Raw genomic sequence first — 18,077 nt, forward strand, 5'->3', positions numbered from 1 at the left:
CGCGAGCGCGCCGCGCCGCACCGGTTTCAGAACCGTCGATATACTACTTTTGATGAATGGCCCCGCACGACGGGGCCATTTCTATTTGCGTTGTCCGATTCCCAGCTGGGCCGGAAAGGTCCTGCGGCATTTGCGCACGGTGACCGGACCGGCGCTTGAACCTTGGCATAATGAATACAAGAATGCCGCTCCAGCGCTCGCAGAAAAATAGAGGCGCCACGGGAGGCTTTATGACGGACATGGTGCAGGCAACGGCCCCTACAGCCGCGCGCGTCAGCGACACGTATCGCTGGGCGCAATTGGCGGTCGGTGTAGCGGCGATGGTGATGATCGCCAATTATCAATACGGCTGGACGTTCTTCGTCCCCGACATCCAGAAGAAGTTCGGCTGGGATCGCGCCTCGATCCAATGGGCCTTTACGCTGTTCGTCCTGTTCGAGACCTGGCTGGTGCCGATCGAAGGCTGGTTCGTCGACAAATACGGCCCGCGCCTCGTCGTGCTGATCGGCGGCATTCTCTGCGCCATCGGTTGGGCGATCAACGCGCAGGCCACCACGCTCAACGGCTTCTATCTCGGCATGATCATCGCGGGCATCGGCGCCGGCGGCGTCTACGGCACCTGCGTCGGCAACGCGCTGAAATGGTTTCCCGACAAGCGCGGTCTCGCCGCGGGCATCACGGCAGCCGGCTTCGGTGCGGGCTCCGCGCTCACCGTCGCGCCGATCCAGGCCATGATCAAGGACTCTGGTTTCCAGACCACCTTCCTGTATTTCGGCCTCGGACAAGGCATCATCATCTGCATCCTCGCCTTCTTCCTGCTGGCGCCGAAGCCGGGCCAGGTCCCGGCCGTGGTGGCGAACGCCGCGCTGGTGCAGACGCGCCGCAACTACCAGCCGACCGAGGTGCTGCGCCAACCGATCTTCTGGCTGATGTACTTCATGTTCGTGATCGTCGGCGCCGGCGGCCTGATGGTGACGGCGAACCTGAAACCGATCGCGGTCGACTGGAAGGTCGACAGCGTGCCGGTCACGCTGATTGGCATGACCATGACGGCGGTGACGTTCGCAGCCACGATCGACCGCGTGCTCAACGGCCTGACGCGTCCGTTCTTCGGCTGGGTCTCCGACATGATCGGCCGCGAGAACACGATGTTCATCGCCTTCGGCATGGAGGGCTTCGGCATCTGGATGCTCTACCTCTGGGGTCACGATCCGATCTGGTTCGTGCTGCTCTCGGGCTTCGTGTTCTTCGCCTGGGGTGAGATCTACTCGCTGTTCCCCTCGACCTGCACCGACACGTTCGGCGCCAAATTCGCGACCACCAATGCGGGCCTGCTCTACACCGCAAAGGGCACGGCCGCGCTGCTGGTCCCGATCGCCAACTACATGCAGCAGTCGTCGGGCAACTGGGACAGCGTGTTCATCATCGCGGCCGGCGCCAACATCCTCGCCTCGGCGCTGGCAATCGCGGTGCTGAAACCCTGGCGCAAGATCGTGGTCGCGAAATCGACCGTCGCCGCCTGACGCACGCCACCATCGCTCGTTCACGGACGCCCGGCCTCACGGCCGGGCGTTTTCGTTTTGCGCGAAGCCTGCGCGATTCCGGCGATGCGAACGGAACGGGGCATTTTCTTGCGTCGCGGCCCCAGATAAGGCTTGCCTTCTGGAATATGGTATACCAATCTCCCCCACCGCGCTTGCGACGATAAGCCACAACATTTGCGACACTGGGTCATCTTGCAATCCCAGGTCGCGACAATCAGGCGCGTTGGGAGGTTCTTATGATTTCCAGCACGGATGGCGCCGTCACAGCCGCGCCTCTTCGCACAGGTTTCCGTTGGTTTCAGCTCGCCATGGGCATCGTCTGCATGGCGATGATCGCCAACCTGCAATACGGCTGGACGCTGTTCGTCGATCCGATCGACGCGGCTCACCATTGGGGTCGCGCCGCGATCCAGCTCGCTTTCACCATCTTCGTTGTCACCGAGACCTGGCTGGTGCCGGTCGAGGCGTGGTTCGTCGACAAATACGGTCCGCGCATCGTCGTCATGTTCGGCGGCGTCATGATCGCGCTGTCCTGGGTGCTCAACTCCTACGCCGACTCGCTCGCCTTGCTCTACGCGGCTGCGGTCGTCGGCGGCATGGGCGCGGGCGCGGTGTACGGCACCTGCGTCGGCAACGCGCTGAAGTGGTTTCCTGACCGCCGCGGCCTCGCCGCCGGCGCGACTGCCGCCGGTTTCGGCGCGGGCGCCGCGCTCACCGTGGTGCCGATCGCGGTCATGATCGCGTCGAGCGGCTACCAGAGCGCGTTCCTGAAGTTCGGCATCGGCCAGGGCCTGATCGTGTTCGTGCTCGCCTTCTTCATCCAGCCGCCGCGGATCTCGATCCCGCCGAAGAAGAAGCAGCTCAATTTGCCGCAGACCAAGATCGACTTCACCCCGCCGCAGGTGCTGCGCGCCCCTATTTTCTGGGTGATGTACCTCGTTTTCGTCATGGTCGCATCCGGCGGCCTGATGACTGCGGCGCAGATTGCTCCCATCGCGCACGACTTCAAGATCGCCAACACGCCGGTGACGCTCGCGGGCTTCCAGATGGCGGCATTGACGTTCGCGATCTCGCTCGACCGCATCTTCGACGGCTTCGGCCGCCCGTTCTTCGGCTTCGTCTCCGACAATATCGGCCGAGAGAACACGATGTTCATCGCGTTCGGCACGGCGGCGGTGATGCTGCTGACGCTGTCGGCTTACGGCCACGTGCCCGTTGTCTTCGTGCTCGCGACCGCGGTCTACTTCGGCGTGTTCGGCGAGATCTACTCGCTGTTCCCCGCCACCTGCGGCGACACGTTCGGCTCGAAATTCGCCACCACCAACAACGGCATGCTCTACACTGCGAAGGGCACGGCGTCCCTGCTCGTTCCGCTCGCCAGCGTAATCTCGGCCGCCTATGGCTGGAAGGCCGTGTTCGTGGTCGCGGTGGCTCTGAACGCGACGGCGGCATTGATGGCGCTGTTCGTGATCAAGCCGCTGCGCCGCTCCTTCATCCTCGGCAAAGAAGCCGAGAGCGCCACCTCCGCAACCGGCAACGCCAAGACGGCGTAAGCCGCCACACGCCAATGCAAGATCGCGAAGGGGCGCAACGATGCGCCCCTTCTTTTTTGTCTCGCGACAAACGTCAGCAGTCCTGCCGCAAGATTTCTCGGATCAGCCAAATCGAGCGCTTGACGATTGGTATTATGTATACCACACTTCCCCCGTCGTTCACCCCAGGGAGGTTGCAATGCTGGTCGGAGACATTCTGCGCAAGAAGACACCGCGCGTTGTCACGGTGCGAATGAACGAAACGGTGGGTATCGCCGCCAAGCTTATGCGGGCCAACAATATCAGCGCGCTGGTGGTCAAGGACGTGGTCCGCTCCGAGGGCAACACCGCCGTCGGCATGTTCACCGAGCGCGACGTGGTGCGCGCCGTCGCCGAGCACGGCGCGAACGGCGTCAACGTCAAGGTCTCGCAGCTCGTCTCGGTGCAGCAGCTCGTCTCCTGCACCTCCTCGGACACGATCGAGCACGTCCGCCACCTGATGAACCGCAATCACATCCGGCACCTGCCCGTGATCGACGATTACAGCCTCGTCTCCGTCATCAGCATGCGCGACATCGCCGCTGCCGTTGACGAAGCGATCAACGGCACGCCGCAGGCAGCAGCCTGAAGCGGCACGCCCCCTCTCCTGCGACGACCAGCCCGGCTCGGACCCATCCGAGCCGGACAGGATCCCTCGTCCCAAAATTCCGGCCACCCGTGAGGATTTCATGAAGATCTGCATCTACGGTGCCGGCGCGATCGGCGGATATCTCGGGGTTCAGCTCGCGCGCACGGGCGCCGATATCAGCCTGGTCGCACGGGGCGCCCATCTCGCCGCGATGCGCGAGCGCGGCCTGACGCTGCTCACGGGCGAGGAGACGCACACGGTGCATCCGCGCTGCACCGACAATCCCCCTGAGCTCGGCGTGCAGGATTTCATCATCATCACGCTGAAGGCGCACTCGATCACCAGCGTGATCGAGAAGATGCAGCCGCTGCTCGGGCCCCACACCCGCATCGTCACTGCCGTCAACGGCATCCCCTATTGGTACTTCTACAGGCACGGCGGCGCTTACGAGAATGCGACGCTGGAAAGCATCGACCCTGGCGGACGGCAGTGGCGCGAGATCGGCGCCGAGCGTGCCATCGGCTGCATCGTCTATCCCGCCACCGAGATCGAGGCGCCCGGCGTGATCCGCCACGTCTACGGCAATAATTTTCCGCTCGGCGAGCCCTCCGGCGAGATCACGCCGGACGTGCAACGTCTTGCCGATCTGTTCGTCTCGGCCGAACTGAAAGCGCCGGTGCTCGACCGCATCCGCGACGAGATCTGGCTGAAGCTGTGGGGCAATGTCTGCTTCAACCCGATCAGCGCGCTCACTCACGCAACGCTCGACGTGATCTGCACCGATCCGCCCACGCGCGCGCTGTCGCGCGCGATCATGGTGGAGACGCAAGCCATCGCCGAGACGTTCGGCGTCAAATTCCGCGTCGATGTCGAGCGCCGCATCGAGGGCGCCCGCAAGGTCGGCGCGCACAAGACCTCGATGCTGCAGGATCTCGAGCGCGGCCGCCCGATGGAGATCGACCCGCTCGTCACCGTGGTGCAGGAGATGGGCCGGCTGACCGGAATTCCGACGCCCGCGCTCGACTCGGTGCTGGCGATGGTGACGCAGCGCGCCCGCATCGCCGGTCTCTATGACGGCGTCTCGACGCCGGCCGATCCGCATGCACTGGCGGTGGCATGATGGCGGACGTCACCAAATGGCTTCGCTTCCGCCACGCCGGCTCGACCGGTTTCGGCACGCTGACCTCGCCAGGCATCAGCGGGCATGAGGGCGAGATGTTCGGCCGCAAAGCGCCCACCGGAAAGACGCTGGTGCTGTCGGAGGTCGATCTGCTCGCCCCGTGCGCGCCCAGCAAGATCGTCGCGCTCTGGAATAGTTTTCACGCGCTCGCCGCCAAGCTGAACCAGCCCGAGCCGCCGGAGCCGCTTTATCTGCTGAAAGCCACCACCAGCATCACGACGCCGGGCGCCGTGATCCGCGCCCCTCCTGTTACGACGGCAAGACCACTTATGAGGGTGAGTTCGGCATCGTCATCGGCAAGACCTGCGCGCGCGTCTTGCCTGATGAGGCGGACAGCTTCATTTTCGGCTACACTTGCGTCAACGACATCACCGCCAACGACATCCTCACGCGCGATCCCACCTTCCCCCAATGGGCCCGCGCCAAAGGCATCGACGATTACGGCCCGTTCGGCCCTGCCATCGCGACCGGCCTTGATCCCGCAAGGCTCACGGTCCGCACCATCCTCAACGGTGCCGAGCGGCAGAACTATCCGATCGCGGACATGATCTTCAGCGCCCAGGATCTGGTCAGCAGGATCTCCCGTGACATGACCCTGCTCCCCGGCGACCTCATCGCCGTCGGCACCTCTGCCGGCGTCGGCGTGATGAAGGAGCCGGTGAATATCGTCACCGTCGCGATCGACGGCATCGGCGAGCTGACCAACGAGTTTCGGCTGTAGCTCTCGCTGTCATTCCGGGGCGGCGCAGAGCGCCGAGCCCGGAATGACGACTGAGGACTGGGCCAGCGCCATCCCCCCACTTCGGGAAAACCCCGCAACCTCCGCACGCCCTCCACCGCTCGGACGTTTGCGACCCTTAACCAGTACAAGGAAGATCTGGCGAAATCCCACGCCGAGCTGGTGCCGCTGCGCTCGACGGACGCCGGCATCAACGCCCTGATCAGCGAGCTCGGGCTCAGCCATGACCGCCTCGCGAAGAACATCGACGAGCTCGAGACCGGCGGCGAAGCGCCGCTCGGCACCCGCGTCGAGACGCTGTCGAAGAACAAGATCGAGATCGAGCAGCGCCTTGCACGCGTCGACGACAGCTTCAACATCCTCAAGACGGTCGGCCTCGACTTCGAGGAGCTCGCCCAGCGCCGAGCCCAGCTCGAACGCTCGCTCGCGGATGTCGAAACCGATCCCGACGGCAAGTCACTTGCCGACCGCCAGAACGCGCTGAACGATTTCGTCCTCCAGTCGCGCTAGCGCCTCGGCGCGTTGCAGGAGACACTGGCGACGCTGAACGCCTTCAAGACGGAACTGTCGAAGTCGCAGGCCGACCTCGTCCCGCTGAAGGCTCCGGTGTTCGGCATCGAGGCCATGATCGCCGACGTCAGCGCCACCCGCGACCTGCTCGCCAGGACCGTGGACGAGATCGAGGCGAACGGCGATGTCACCCTCACCTCGCGCGTCGACGCGCTGACCAGGAGCAAGCGCGAAGTCGAGGATCGGCTGGCCCACATCTTCGACCATTTCAACGCGCTCGATGCCTTGCGCAAGGACATCGGCGGCATCTTCTCGACGATCCGCAACAGCCTGAACCGGATCGGGTGAGGAGCTGCGTAGAGAGGCCGCAAGGATGGGTTTCGCTTTCACTCTACCGATCCTGACCTCCGCACTCCGAACATCCAGACACATCACTTTTGCGCGCGCTCGGCAGATGCCGCCAACATGTCGCTCGGATGCCGCACTGTGGACGCAATCCGACGCCCTTCTGTGAGACGTGTCTGGGGGCACGGCGCTGCCGTGTTTGGACCAAACCTTCAGGGGTATGACTGTGAAGAAGATTGTATTTGTTCTGGGTGCTACGTTTGCTCTGGTGACGGTTGCGAACGCGGCCGATCTGCCGCGCCGGCAGCCCGTCTATGTCCAGCCGCAGGCGCCGATCGGAAAGATGCCGATTGGCAAGAGCCCGGTTGGAAAGGCCCCGATCGGCAAGGCACCCGGCCCGGTCGTCTCGCGCTACTGACGCGCAGCATCGTAGACGCGTCACCAGCGTAAACGGCCGACAGTCGAGGGGGCTCGCATGACGAACAAACCTGATCGATCGGGATCCTGCATCCTTGCGGGACTCGCCCTTGCGGCGATGATCGCGTGCACGCTGCCCTCGGCCTCGGCCCACGAAGCGAACAAGCGCGTTGCCGATGCCAACGCGCTTGCCACGACCGACTCCGTTTCACGACCGGCGCCGCAATCGACGCGGCGCCCCGTCGTGCGCGCGGAGAAAGGTCCCTACTACGTCGACTTTCGCGCGCGCACGGCGGCGAGCTGGGGCCATGCTTTCGTCTGGTACGGCAAGACCAGCGAGCGCGCCGTCGAGGTCGCAGGACTCACGCCCGCCGGCGACACCTGGGCCTACGTTCTCGGCCATCTCACCTGGGTGCCGTCCGAGACCGGCGCGAGCTACGGCGATCTCGATCCGGACTATCTCACCGCGAGCTACCGGGTCTATCTGAACGAAGCCGACGCCAAACGCGTGTTCGCCTATATCAAGAAATTGCAGGCGAGCTCGCCGGTCTGGAACGCCGAGACCACCAACTGCACCGGCTTCATCGGCGACATCGCCGAGTACATGGGATTGAAGGTCCCCTACCGCTGGCAACGCCCGGAAAACTTCGTCAACAGCCTGAAGGAAGCAAACGGCGGCCGGCAAATGGTGCGGCTGTCGGCGGAGTAATCCCGCCTGCAACATGAGGTGGCGAGCATTCCTCGACAGTGCTATTATAGGTCGTGAGTAGGCGCTTCGCAACGCGTCTAGTGAAGAGTGATCAAGAGTCAATCGAGGCAAGACCGAGGAATCCAAGACCGAGGAATTTAAGCAACGCGCCCAGGTGCCGCTCATCCGTTCCACCAACCCTTCATGGAGGTCGAGATGGCTAACAATCAGACGGGCCCAAGTGCTGACCGGTTGAAGCATCCACTTCTCGAAAAGCTCGGCGCCATACCGGCGGCAGCCGAGGGCCTCTTTGCATACAGCGCGAAGATCGTATGCGGTAAACAGACCGAGACGAACTGTTGTTGTGTCGCGGGCGCCCGGCCGGGCGTGTACGCAACCGAGGTCAACATTCAAAATCTCAATCTGGTGACCGCGCCGGTTCTGAAGTTCGTCCTGCCCTTGATCAACTCAGGCGCCGTTGTTGCGCGTGAACCCGACGTCGCCGATCCCACCACGTTTGCTGCACGTCAGGCAGAGGTCATCAAGCTTCCTCCGTTGGGGGCGACGATGGATGATTGTTGCCGTATCGCAGAGATGCTGCTGGGCGGAGCCCCGAGTGGAGACACCGCTCTCACGATCGCCATCCTGACGATTGTGAGCCAATTCGAGTTGTCTGTCTCCGTCGTCTATACGGCGAACCCTCTGAGTGGAGACGGCATCAGCATCGACGTCGAGTATATTCCATCGCGACTTCTGAGGCTTCGTGGCCAAGGTTGACGCAGGTGCCGGTTGGCGCCCGGCCTTCCCGGCACCCTTGCTTCGATAAGGGCGACGCGACGGGGAGCAAAGCTCAGGCGGAATGCCGCGAGAAGGCGAAGGTGTGCGAATTTCGATGCCGTACAAATATCAACAGATGCTCTCGTGCCCCGGACGCAACGCAGCGCTTCTTCAGCGGTGCGTTGCAGAGCCGGGGCCCATCTTTCCGAGAACACCGCGGATGGCATAGGTCCCCGGCTCTGCGCCGCAACGCCAAGAGGCGTTGCAGCGCGTCCGGGACACGAGCCACCCTAATTATCCGCCCCGCGGAATCACCCTCGTCCCTCGCATGATCGCCCCGCCCCCTCCGCACGCCCCCGCAATAGACTTTTCTCCACCTGAGCGGCATCCTCCCGGCATCAATCGACAACAGAGCCTGCGGGCCACCCAGGGGGAAACATCATGCTGCAGACACGGTTCACCAAACTCGTCGGCGTCGAGCACCCGATCGTCCAGGGCGGCATGCAATGGGTCGGGCGCGCCGAGCTGGTCGCCGCCGTTGCCAATGCCGGCGCGCTCGGCTTCATCACGGCGCTGACCCAGCCGACCCCGGAGGATCTGAGGAAGGAGATCGCGCGCTGCCGCGACCTCACCGACAAGCCGTTCGGCGTCAACCTCACCATCCTGCCCGCGATCAAGCCACCGCCCTACACCGAATACCGTGCCGCCATCATCGAGAGCGGCATCACCGTGGTCGAGACCGCCGGCAACAAGCCGCAGGAGCATGTCGACGAGTTCAAAAAGCACGGCGTCAAGGTCGTGCACAAATGCACCAGCGTCCGCCATGCCCTCTCGGCCGAGCGCATGGGCGTCGACGCCATATCGATCGACGGGTTCGAATGCGCCGGCCATCCCGGCGAGGACGACACCCCCGGCCTGATCCTGATCCCGGCAGCGGCCAACAAGATCAAGATCCCGATGATCGCCTCGGGAGGCTTTGCCGACGCCCGCGGCCTGGTCGCCGCCCTGGCGCTGGGAGCCGAAGGCATCAACATGGGCACCCGCTTCATGGCGACCAGGGAAAGCCCGATCCACCAGCTCATCAAGGAGAAGATCGTCGCCAACGACGAGCGCGAGACCGAGCTGATCTTCCGCACCATGCGCAACACCTCGCGCGTCGCCAGGAACGCGATCTCGACCAAGGTCGTGGCGATGGAGAAGGAAGGCGCCAAGTTCGAGGACATCCGCGAGCTCGTTGCGGGCGCCCGCGGCAAGATGGTCTATGCGACGGGCGATTCCGACGAGGGCATTTGGTCGGCTGGCCAGGTGCAGGGTCTGATCCAGGACATTCCGAGCTGCGCCGAGCTCGTCTCCCGCATCGTGCGTGAGGCGGAGGCCATCATCCGCGGCCGGCTCGAAGGCATGATCGTTCATCCGACAGCGCAAGCTGCGGAATAATCACTGCAAGAAGCGAGAGTAATTCATGAAGGCTTACGTCTACGGCACTGACGGCGCTCGGATTTCCGACGTCGCTCAACCAAAACCTTTGGGCACGCAGGTGCTGGTGCGCGTCCGCGCCTGCGGGCTGAACCGCGCCGACACCGGCATGCGCAAGGGCCACGCCCACGGCGCGGCCGGCGGCGTCGGCACGGTGCTCGGAATGGAATGGGCCGGCGAAGTCGCCGAGCTCGGACCCGATGCGAAGGGCGTGAAGGTCGGCGACCGCATCATGGGCTCGGGCGGCGCGGCATTCGCCGAATACACGCTGGCCGATCACGGCCGGCTGTTCCGCGCCCCCTCGAACATGAATTTCGAAGAGGCCGCCACCCTCCCCGTCGCGCTCGCGACCATGCACAACGCCGTCGTCACCGTCGGCGGCGTGCGGCCGGGCCAGAGCGTACTGATCCAGGGCGCCAGCTCCGGCGTCGGCCTGATGGCGATGCAGATCGCCAAGCTCAAGGGCGCCAGGCTCGTGATCGGCTCGTCGACCGATGCCTATCGGCGCAGCCGGCTGACGGACTACGGCGCCGACCTCGCGGTCGACTCCTCCGACCCCAAATGGGTCGACGAGGTCCTGAAGGCGACCGGCGGCGAAGGCGTCGACCTCATCGTCGATCAGGTCTCCGGCCAGGTCGCCAACCAGAACCTGGCCGCGACCCGGATCAAGGGCCGGATCGTCAATGTCGGCCGGCTCGGCGGCACCCATGCCGACTTCAACTTCGACCTGCATGCCGCCCGCCGCATCAGCTATATCGGCGTCACCTTCCGCACCCGCACCATCGAGGAGGTCCGCGAGATCTTCGACGAAGTCCGCAAGGACGTCTGGGGCGCGGTGGAGTCGCGCAAGCTGCAACTGCCGATCGACAAGGTGTACGCGTTCGACGACATCGATCAGGCCTTCGCACACATGGAGGCGAACAAGCACCTGGGGAAGATCGTGGTGACTCTATAGGGGGCGCGGTCATTCCGGGGCGGCTCGAAGAGCCGAACCCGGAATCCCGAGATTCCGGGTTCGATGCTTCGCATCGCCCCGGAATGACGGCGGCAGTGATTAATCCGCTCCTGCAACTCACTAGCGACTACGACCCGGATCATCGCTTGATGTTCGGCCATGGACTGCTAAATCCCCCGCCATGACCTCCCAGCACAGCAAGACCTCGGTCGCCGCGATCTCGATCTTCGCCAGCGGCGGCATGGCGGCGGCCAAGTTCGCGGTAGGAATCGCGATCGGCTCGCTCGCGCTGATCTCCGAAGCCCTGCACTCCTCGGTCGACCTGATCGCGACCATCATCACCTGGGCGGTGGTGCGGGTCTCCGACAAGCCGGCGGACGACGAGCACCATTACGGCCACGGCAAGCTGGAGAGCATTTCCGCGCTCGGCGTCACCGCCCTGCTCTACGTGCTGGCCGGCGGCATCCTGGTGGAGTCCTATAGCCGGCTGCGCGAGGGAACCCCGCCGCCGACCATTTCGGCCGTGCCGTTCGTGGTGCTGGTGATCGACATCGTCGTCAATTTCTGGCGCGCCCGCGCGCTGCACCGTGCCGCGCGTGAGACCGGGAGCCAGGCGCTCGCGGCCGATGCGCTCCACTTCGCCTCGGATGTCATGGGCTCGTTCGCTGTGATCGCGGGCCTGATCCTCGCCGCCCTCGGTTTCTGGTGGGGCGACGCGGCCGCCGCCGCCGCGGTTGCCGTGATGATCGCCCTGCTCGGCCTGCGCATGGCCGGCTCGACCGTGCAGACGCTGGTCGACCGTGCGCCGGAAGGCGCGCAGGAGAAGGCCACGGTTGCGATCCGCAGTGTCCCCGGCGTGATCGACGTCGAGCGGCTGCGGGTGCGCATGGTCGGGGCGACCACCTTCATCGACACCATCGCCAAGGTGCCGCGGACCTATCCGATCGACCGCGTCGAGGAGATCAAGCGCAAGGCGCAGGCCGCCGTCGACACGGCCTTCGGCGATACCGACCTCACCTTCACCGCGGTCCCCGTCGCTCGCGACAACGAGACCGTGCGCGACCGCATCATGGTGATCGCGCACAATTCGGGCCTGGCCGTCCACCACGTCACGGTGCACGACCTGGGCGGCAAGCTAATCGTCAGCATTGACCTGGAGGTCGACGCCCGGATGCAGCTCGACGCCGCCCATGACGTCGCCAACACGCTGGAGCGGAACATCCAGGAGGAGTTTGGCGCGGACGTCGAGGTCGACGTCCATATCGAGCCGCTGGAACCGGAACTACCGTTCGGGGTCGATGCCGCGCCGGAACGGGTGCAGACCATTGCCGCAGCGCTCACCGAATATGCCGCCGGCGGCGAGATCCACGACATTCATAACGTGCGCGTACGCGACACCGAAGGCGGCGAGATCGTCAACTTCCACTGCCGCGCCACCCCGTCGATGAGCGTGATCAGGGTGCACGAGCATGTCGACGCGATCGAGCGCAAGCTGCGCCGTGCCTTCCCGAGCGTGAAGCGGGTCATCAGCCACGCCGAGCCGCCGCACGCATGATGCGGAACGATCGAAAGTCACGCGTTCTCGTTTCGGACTCATCGTGCACGTCGATTTACCGACGCAGGACGCGCGAACTCTCCGTTGGATAAGAATAATTTCGCGTTAACGTTTCGTTGACTCTCGACAGCCTGCGGAAAGTGGATTCAAATCGCTTTGATTCGAAAGTGATGTGGGGCTGCTTTCGAATCGAGTCGCAGCAAGTTTCCCGGGGGCTAAAGGCATGTCGCGTGCAGACGCCGCGAACGCGTGCGCGCAATCCGATTCGATCAAGGGATTGGCGCAATCGATCGCGAAACCTGCCTATCATCGGCTCCTGATCGCGGAGCCCGCGCTGCGCCGCGCCGTGCCGACGCTCATCATCGCGTTCCTGATCACGATCTGCCTCGGTGCATTCGTGCAAGTCGTCGATCAGACGCGCCAGAAGCGACTGGTGACCCGCCACGACATCTCGGCCCTGGCCGACCTGCTCGCCGAGCGCCTCGACCGCCTGACGTCGTCCCGGCAAGAGCGGCTGAAGAACATCGACAACCTGCCGACGCTGCTGCCCGATCTCATCCCGACCTGGGGCACGGCCTCCGGCCGCCACGTCATCGTCACCTCGGCCGGCATCGACCGCCGCATCCTCGCCCGCATTCCCGTCGACAACGATCCTTCGGGCAACGACCGCCTGCTCGACGCGATCACGACGGCGCAAATGCTGGTGGCGCCGCCCCGCGACAACACCATCTCCGACATGACACTGCCGAACGGCAACGCCGCGATGGCGACCTCGCGGCAGATCAAGTCGATGCCGGGGCTCGTCACCGTGATCCAGGAGCGCAACGAGCCGATCTGGGGCTCGGACGCCGCGCTCTCGGTGACGCTGTCGGCGACGACCGGCTTCGTCGTGCTGATCCTCGGCTTCGCCTTCCACTGGCAGTCGACCCGCGCCCGCGAGGGCGACCTCATCAACGACGCCGTGCGCGGCCGCATCGACACCGCGCTCAACCGCGGCCGCTGCGGATTGTGGGACTGGGACCTGTCGCGCGGCCGGATCTTCTGGTCGCAGTCGATGTTCTCGATGCTCGGCCTCGACGGCCGCAACGAGCTCCTGACCTTCGGCGAGGTCAATGCGCTGGTGAAGTCCGACGACATCGACCTGTTCGAGATCGCCGACCAGCTCATCTCGGGTCAGATCGCCCACATCGACCAGACCTTCCGCATGCAGCATGTCGACGGCCACTGGATCTGGCTGCGCGTCCGCTGCGAGAAGACGCGCGGGGCGACCGATTCCAGCGTGCACCTGATCGGCATCGCCGTCGACATCACAGAGCAGAAGAGCCTCGCCGAACGGACCGTCGAAGCCGACCTCCGCCTGCGCGACGCCATCGAGACCATTCCGGAAGCGTTCGTGCTGTGGGACGCGATCGACCGCCTGGTGCTCTGCAACTCGCACTTTCAGCGCCTGCACAAGCTGCCCGACTCGGCCGTCATCCCCGGCACCTCCTACGAGACCGTGCTCGAAGTCGGCCGCATGCCGGAGGTGCGCACCCGCCACAACGAGACCGCGAGCCAGGGTCCGGGCGCGCGCACCTTCGAGGCCCAGCTCGACGACGGCAGCTGGCTGCACATCAGCGAGCGCCGCACCAAGGACGGCGGCTACGTCTCGGTCGGCACCGACATCACCCGGATCAAGGAGCACGAGCAGAAGCTGGTCGACAACGATCTGCGCCTGCGTGCCACCGTCATCGACCTCAAGCGTTCGCAGGCGGCCCTCGAGCGCCAGACCAACGAGCTGGCCGATCTCGCCGAGAAATACCAGCGCGAGAAGACCCGCGCCGAGGAAGCCAACCAGACCAAGTCGAAATTCCTCGCCAATATGAGCCACGAGCTGCGCACGCCGCTCAACGCCATCATCGGCTTCTCCGAGATCATGGGCTCGGGCATGTTCGGTGAGCTCGGCAGCGAGAAGTACCAGGAATACTGCCACGACATCCTGACCAGCGGCCACTACCTGCTCGAGGTCATCAACGACATCCTCGATATGTCCAAGATCGAAGCCGGCCGCATGAAGCTCGACATGGAAGAGCTCGACCTCGCACAGACGCTGGCGGAATCCCTGCGGGTCGTCACCGGCCGTGCCCAGGACAAGAATCTGACGCTCGATGCCGATATCGAGACATCCATCTCGGTCGTCGCGGACCGCCGCGCCACCAAGCAGATCATCGTCAACCTGCTCTCCAACGCGGTGAAGTTCACGCCCGACGGCGGCCGCATCGTGGTGCGCAGCCGGCAGCTCGACGACAGGATCGTGCTGATGATCGCCGACACCGGCATCGGGATCGCGCAGCATTCGCTGGCGCGGCTCGGGCGCCCGTTCGAGCAGGTCGAGAGCCAGCTCACCAAGACCTATCACGGCTCCGGCCTGGGGCTCGCGATCGCCCGTTCGCTGGCGCAGCTCCACGGCGGCTCGATGCGGCTGCGCTCGAAGCTTGAAGTCGGCACCGTCGTGCGCGTGACCCTGCCGCGCGATGCGATCAAGGCGGCGTCCGGGATATCGGCTGCGGCCTGAACCCTACAGCTGCAGCGACGGTGCGACTTCGCGCGCGACATTGACCAGCGCGGCGATTAGCGGCGTCATCGGATCGCGCTGCGGGATCACCATGCCGATGCTGTAATTGACATCGGGATCGGTGATCGGGATCGAACGCACCGTGTCGGACAGGCCGAGCGTCTCGGCCAGCTTGGCCGGCATCACGCTCGCCCAGCGCCCCGTCTTCACATGCGTGAACAGCACGAGCAGCGAGTTCGACGTCAAGGTCGGCGTCGCTTCCGCGCCGACCGAGCGCAATGCGCGGTCGATGATGCGGCGGTTCTGCATGTCGGGCGTGAGCAGGCACAGCGGCACCTGCCCGACCTCTTTCCACGTCACCGTCTCGCGGTCACCGAACATCCCGTCCGGCGCGGTCAGGAGGCGATAGCTCTCGTTGTAGAGCGGGATGGTGCGCACCTTCCCGATCGGCTCATTCTCGATATAGGTCAGCCCCGCATCGACCTCGAGATTTTCGAGCAGCCCCAGCACCTCCGATGAGGTGGTGGACTGGATGCGGAAGCGCACCTCGGGGTGGCGCGCGCGGAATGGCGTCGTCAGCGCGGCGACCATGCCGAGCACGGTCGGGATCGCGGCGATACGGATCTCGCCGGAGAGCTGATGCTTCAGCCCGTTGATCTCGTCACGCATCGCGCGGGCATCGCCCACGATCCGCCGCGCCCAGTCCAGCGCCCGCTCGCCTTCGGGCGTAAAGCCCTGAAAGCGTGAGCCGCGCTGGACCAGCATCACGCCGAGGATCTCCTCGAGTTGCTTCAGCCCGGTCGACATGGTCGGCTGCGTCACGCCGCAGGCCTCGGCCGCGCGTCCGAAATGCCGCTCTTTTGCCAGCGCCAGCAGCAGTTCAAGCTTGTCGATCAACCGGACGTCCCCTCAGGTTTTGTCGTGGCATGCAAGCTAGCACGACCTATCCCAGTCAACACGCGAAAACCGCCCCGCAGAATGGTGTCGATTGCAGTTTCATATCGTTCGATCGTAATCGCAAATCGATCTGAATTCGCAATCGCCGCATGAGACAGCTTTATTGATCTTCGAACGATTCCAAATAGTTTGCGAGGAAGGGACGCTCAATCTGAGAACGAAGAATGACAACGGTTTACGAGCCTTCGCACCAGCCTTCGCACGAGCCTTGGGACGAGACGCGCGGCGCCGAGATCATCGCCGAACATTCCAAACAGGAAGGCGCAACGCTGGTCGTTCTGCACGCCCTTCAGGAGGCGTTCGGCTATGTGCCGGAGGCCGCCATTCCGATGGTCGCGCAGGCGCTGAATCTGTCGCGCGCCGAGGTCCATGGCGTGGTCACGTTCTATCATGATTTCAGGCACAAGCCGGCCGGCCGCCACGTGCTGAAGCTGTGCCGCGCGGAGGCCTGTCAGGCCGCGGGCGGAGATGCGCTGGCGGCGCGCGCGGAAGCAAAGCTCGGCGTGCCGCTCGGCAACACGACAGCCGACGATCGCGTCACGCTGGAGCCGATCTACTGCCTCGGCCTGTGCGCGACCGCACCGTCGGCGATGCTCGACGGCCGCCTCGTTGGCCGGCTCGACGAGAAGCGCCTCGATGCGCTGGTTGCGGAGGCCCAGCGATGAGCATGCGTCTATTCGTCTCACGCGATGCCGGTGCGATTGCCGTCGGTGCCGACGAGGTTGCGATTGCGCTGCAGCAGGCCGCGGCCAAGCGCGGCGTTGCGGTCGAGATCGTCAGAACCGGCTCGCGCGGCCTGTACTGGCTGGAGCCGCTGGTCGAGATTGCGACACCGCAGGGCCGGATCGCCTTCGGCCCCGTGACCGAGGCCGATGTCCCCTCCCTGCTCGACGCACTCGCCGGCAACACGCCGCATCTGCTACGGCTCGGCGCAACCGACGAGATTCCCTGGCTGAAGCGCCAGACCCGCCTCACCTTTGCCCGCTGCGGCGTGATCGACCCACGCTCGCTCGACGACTACCGCGCCCATGGCGGCTACAAGGGCCTGGAGCGCGCGCTGTCGCTCGGCTCCGACGCGATCCTCAACGAAGTGACGGCGTCCGGCCTGCGCGGTCGCGGCGGCGCGGGCTTCCCAACCGGCATCAAGTGGAAGACGGTCGCGCAAGCCAAGGCCGACCGCAAGTTCATCGTCTGCAACGCCGACGAGGGCGACAGTGGCACCTTCGCCGACCGCATGATCATGGAGGGCGATCCCTTCCTGGTCATCGAGGGCATGACGATCGCAGGCATCACCGTCGGCGCCACCAAAGGCTACATATACACCCGCAGCGAATATCCGCACGCGGTCGAGGCCATGAAAGCCGCCGTCGTGGCGGCCCGGCGCGGCGGTTATCTCGGCAGCAAGATCGGCGGGTCCACTTACGATTTCGATCTCGAAGTGCGCGTCGGCGCCGGCGCCTATGTCTGCGGCGAGGAGACGTCGCTGCTTGAGAGCCTCGAAGGTCGCCGCGGCATCGTGCGCGCCAAGCCGCCGCTCCCGGCCCATCACGGCCTGTTCGGCCAGCCAACCGCGATCAACAACATCCTGTCGCTGGCCGCGATCCCCTTCATCCTCGCCGAGGGCGCCAAGGCCTATGCCGATTACGGCATGGGCCGTTCGCGCGGCACGATGCCGATCCAACTCGCCGGCAATCTCCGCTACGGCGGGCTGTTCGAGACGGCGTTCGGCGTCACGCTTGGCGAACTCGTCGACGATATCGGCGGCGGCACGTTCACGGGCCGCCCCGTTCGCGCGGTTCAGGTCGGCGGCCCGCTCGGCGCCTATTTTCCGCGCGCGCTGTTCGACACGCCGTTCGACTACGAAGCCTTCGCCGCACGCGACGGCCTGATCGGTCATGGCGGCATCGTCGTGTTCGACGACAGCGTCGACATGCGCAAGCAGGCGCGCTTCGCCTTGGAGTTCTGCGCCATCGAATCCTGCGGCAAGTGCACGCCCTGCCGGATCGGTTCGACCCGCGGCGTCGAGACGATCGAGAAGATCATCCGCGGCGAGCGCGTCAGCGAAAACCTCGCGCTCGTCGAGGACCTCTGCAACACCATGAAATTCGGCTCGCTCTGCGCACTCGGCGGCTTCACGCCCTACCCCGTGCTCAGCGCATTGAGGCACTTCCGGGAGGATTTCGTCCCGGCGCCAACCACGCTTCAGGCCGCGGAATAGGA

General features: G+C 64.9%; 16 protein-coding genes and 1 pseudogene. 16 read left to right on the forward strand and 1 reads right to left on the reverse strand.

Annotated elements, in window-relative coordinates; genetic code table 11:
- Nucleotides 1–230: 230 nt before the first annotated feature.
- The 14 genes and pseudogenes from oxlT (WHZ77_RS22680) to WHZ77_RS22745 all read left to right on the forward strand — a co-directional run bounded on the left by oxlT (WHZ77_RS22680) (nucleotide 231) and on the right by WHZ77_RS22745 (nucleotide 14,900).
- The gene (oxlT, locus tag WHZ77_RS22680; protein ID WP_375309975.1) at nucleotides 231–1,523 is read left to right on the forward strand and encodes an oxalate/formate MFS antiporter; all 1,293 of its coding nucleotides are present in this window, start codon (nucleotides 231–233) and stop codon (nucleotides 1,521–1,523) included.
- 257 nt (nucleotides 1,524–1,780) lie between these two features.
- Nucleotides 1,781–3,097, forward strand: a complete 1,317-nt coding sequence (gene oxlT, locus WHZ77_RS22685) for an oxalate/formate MFS antiporter (protein WP_375309976.1) — start codon at nucleotides 1,781–1,783, stop codon at nucleotides 3,095–3,097.
- Nucleotides 3,098–3,275: 178 nt separating this feature from the next.
- A complete protein-coding gene (locus tag WHZ77_RS22690; RefSeq protein WP_151642559.1) occupies nucleotides 3,276–3,704 on the forward strand; it encodes a CBS domain-containing protein in 429 nt (142 codons plus the stop codon).
- Nucleotides 3,705–3,804: 100 nt separating this feature from the next.
- Nucleotides 3,805–4,824, forward strand: a complete 1,020-nt coding sequence (locus tag WHZ77_RS22695) for a 2-dehydropantoate 2-reductase (RefSeq protein WP_375309977.1) — start codon at nucleotides 3,805–3,807, stop codon at nucleotides 4,822–4,824.
- A pseudogene (locus WHZ77_RS22700) lies at nucleotides 4,821–5,605 on the forward strand (fumarylacetoacetate hydrolase family protein). Before WHZ77_RS22695 ends, WHZ77_RS22700 begins: the two are co-directional and overlap by 4 nt.
- A gap of 180 nt (nucleotides 5,606–5,785) precedes the next feature.
- On the forward strand, nucleotides 5,786–6,133 hold the full coding sequence (locus tag WHZ77_RS22705; protein ID WP_375309978.1) for a hypothetical protein: 348 nt from the start codon (nucleotides 5,786–5,788) through the stop codon (nucleotides 6,131–6,133).
- A gap of 12 nt (nucleotides 6,134–6,145) precedes the next feature.
- Nucleotides 6,146–6,481 (forward strand): hypothetical protein, encoded by a 336-nt coding sequence (locus WHZ77_RS22710; RefSeq protein ID WP_375309979.1) that lies wholly within the window; start codon nucleotides 6,146–6,148, stop codon nucleotides 6,479–6,481.
- A gap of 217 nt (nucleotides 6,482–6,698) precedes the next feature.
- A complete protein-coding gene (locus WHZ77_RS22715) occupies nucleotides 6,699–6,896 on the forward strand; it encodes a hypothetical protein (protein ID WP_375309980.1) in 198 nt (65 codons plus the stop codon).
- A 57-nt stretch (nucleotides 6,897–6,953) separates the two neighbouring features.
- The gene (locus tag WHZ77_RS22720) at nucleotides 6,954–7,604 is read left to right on the forward strand and encodes a hypothetical protein (RefSeq protein WP_375309981.1); all 651 of its coding nucleotides are present in this window, start codon (nucleotides 6,954–6,956) and stop codon (nucleotides 7,602–7,604) included.
- Nucleotides 7,605–7,799: 195 nt separating this feature from the next.
- A complete protein-coding gene (locus WHZ77_RS22725) occupies nucleotides 7,800–8,360 on the forward strand; it encodes a hypothetical protein (protein WP_375309982.1) in 561 nt (186 codons plus the stop codon).
- Between the two features lie 441 nt (nucleotides 8,361–8,801).
- The gene (locus WHZ77_RS22730) at nucleotides 8,802–9,797 is read left to right on the forward strand and encodes an NAD(P)H-dependent flavin oxidoreductase (RefSeq protein WP_375309983.1); all 996 of its coding nucleotides are present in this window, start codon (nucleotides 8,802–8,804) and stop codon (nucleotides 9,795–9,797) included.
- A gap of 25 nt (nucleotides 9,798–9,822) precedes the next feature.
- Entirely contained in the window at nucleotides 9,823–10,791 is a 969-nt protein-coding gene (locus tag WHZ77_RS22735) for a zinc-binding dehydrogenase (RefSeq protein WP_375309984.1), read from the forward strand.
- Between the two features lie 181 nt (nucleotides 10,792–10,972).
- A complete protein-coding gene (locus WHZ77_RS22740) occupies nucleotides 10,973–12,346 on the forward strand; it encodes a cation-efflux pump (protein ID WP_375309985.1) in 1,374 nt (457 codons plus the stop codon).
- Nucleotides 12,347–12,569: 223 nt separating this feature from the next.
- Nucleotides 12,570–14,900, forward strand: a complete 2,331-nt coding sequence (locus WHZ77_RS22745; protein WP_375309986.1) for a PAS domain-containing sensor histidine kinase — start codon at nucleotides 12,570–12,572, stop codon at nucleotides 14,898–14,900.
- 3 nt (nucleotides 14,901–14,903) lie between these two features.
- Here the strand turns inward: WHZ77_RS22745 and WHZ77_RS22750 are convergent, their stop codons facing one another.
- Nucleotides 14,904–15,797, reverse strand: a complete 894-nt coding sequence (locus tag WHZ77_RS22750) for a LysR family transcriptional regulator (protein ID WP_375309987.1) — start codon at nucleotides 15,795–15,797, stop codon at nucleotides 14,904–14,906.
- A 224-nt stretch (nucleotides 15,798–16,021) separates the two neighbouring features.
- Between WHZ77_RS22750 and WHZ77_RS22755 the strand changes: the two genes are divergently transcribed.
- Both WHZ77_RS22755 and WHZ77_RS22760 read left to right on the forward strand, forming a co-directional pair.
- Nucleotides 16,022–16,522 (forward strand): formate dehydrogenase subunit gamma, encoded by a 501-nt coding sequence (locus tag WHZ77_RS22755; RefSeq protein WP_375309988.1) that lies wholly within the window; start codon nucleotides 16,022–16,024, stop codon nucleotides 16,520–16,522.
- Nucleotides 16,519–18,075, forward strand: coding sequence for a formate dehydrogenase beta subunit (locus WHZ77_RS22760; protein ID WP_375309989.1), 1,557 nt, complete (start codon nucleotides 16,519–16,521; stop codon nucleotides 18,073–18,075). The genes WHZ77_RS22755 and WHZ77_RS22760 overlap by 4 nt, the downstream gene beginning before the upstream one ends.
- Nucleotides 18,076–18,077: the final 2 nt, after the last annotated feature.

This window comes from Bradyrhizobium sp. A5 (assembly GCF_042076515.1).
GTDB classification, from domain to species: Bacteria; Pseudomonadota; Alphaproteobacteria; order Rhizobiales; family Xanthobacteraceae; genus Bradyrhizobium; species Bradyrhizobium cosmicum.

Bases quoted from the DNA above. Each gene is read 5' to 3' on its own strand.
- oxlT (WP_375309975.1), top strand. From the start codon at position 231: ATGACGGACATGGTGCAGGCAACGGCCCCTACAGCCGCGCGCGTCAGC.
- WHZ77_RS22720 (WP_375309981.1), top strand. From the start codon at position 6,954: ATGACGAACAAACCTGATCGATCGGGATCCTGCATCCTTGCGGGACTC.
- WHZ77_RS22715 (WP_375309980.1), top strand. From the start codon at position 6,699: ATGACTGTGAAGAAGATTGTATTTGTTCTGGGTGCTACGTTTGCTCTG.
- WHZ77_RS22735 (WP_375309984.1), top strand. From the start codon at position 9,823: ATGAAGGCTTACGTCTACGGCACTGACGGCGCTCGGATTTCCGACGTC.
- WHZ77_RS22725 (WP_375309982.1), top strand. From the start codon at position 7,800: ATGGCTAACAATCAGACGGGCCCAAGTGCTGACCGGTTGAAGCATCCA.
- WHZ77_RS22740 (WP_375309985.1), top strand. From the start codon at position 10,973: ATGACCTCCCAGCACAGCAAGACCTCGGTCGCCGCGATCTCGATCTTC.
- WHZ77_RS22730 (WP_375309983.1), top strand. From the start codon at position 8,802: ATGCTGCAGACACGGTTCACCAAACTCGTCGGCGTCGAGCACCCGATC.
- WHZ77_RS22695 (WP_375309977.1), top strand. From the start codon at position 3,805: ATGAAGATCTGCATCTACGGTGCCGGCGCGATCGGCGGATATCTCGGG.
- WHZ77_RS22745 (WP_375309986.1), top strand. From the start codon at position 12,570: ATGTCGCGTGCAGACGCCGCGAACGCGTGCGCGCAATCCGATTCGATC.
- WHZ77_RS22690 (WP_151642559.1), top strand. From the start codon at position 3,276: ATGCTGGTCGGAGACATTCTGCGCAAGAAGACACCGCGCGTTGTCACG.
- oxlT (WP_375309976.1), top strand. From the start codon at position 1,781: ATGATTTCCAGCACGGATGGCGCCGTCACAGCCGCGCCTCTTCGCACA.
- WHZ77_RS22755 (WP_375309988.1), top strand. From the start codon at position 16,022: ATGACAACGGTTTACGAGCCTTCGCACCAGCCTTCGCACGAGCCTTGG.
- WHZ77_RS22760 (WP_375309989.1), top strand. From the start codon at position 16,519: ATGAGCATGCGTCTATTCGTCTCACGCGATGCCGGTGCGATTGCCGTC.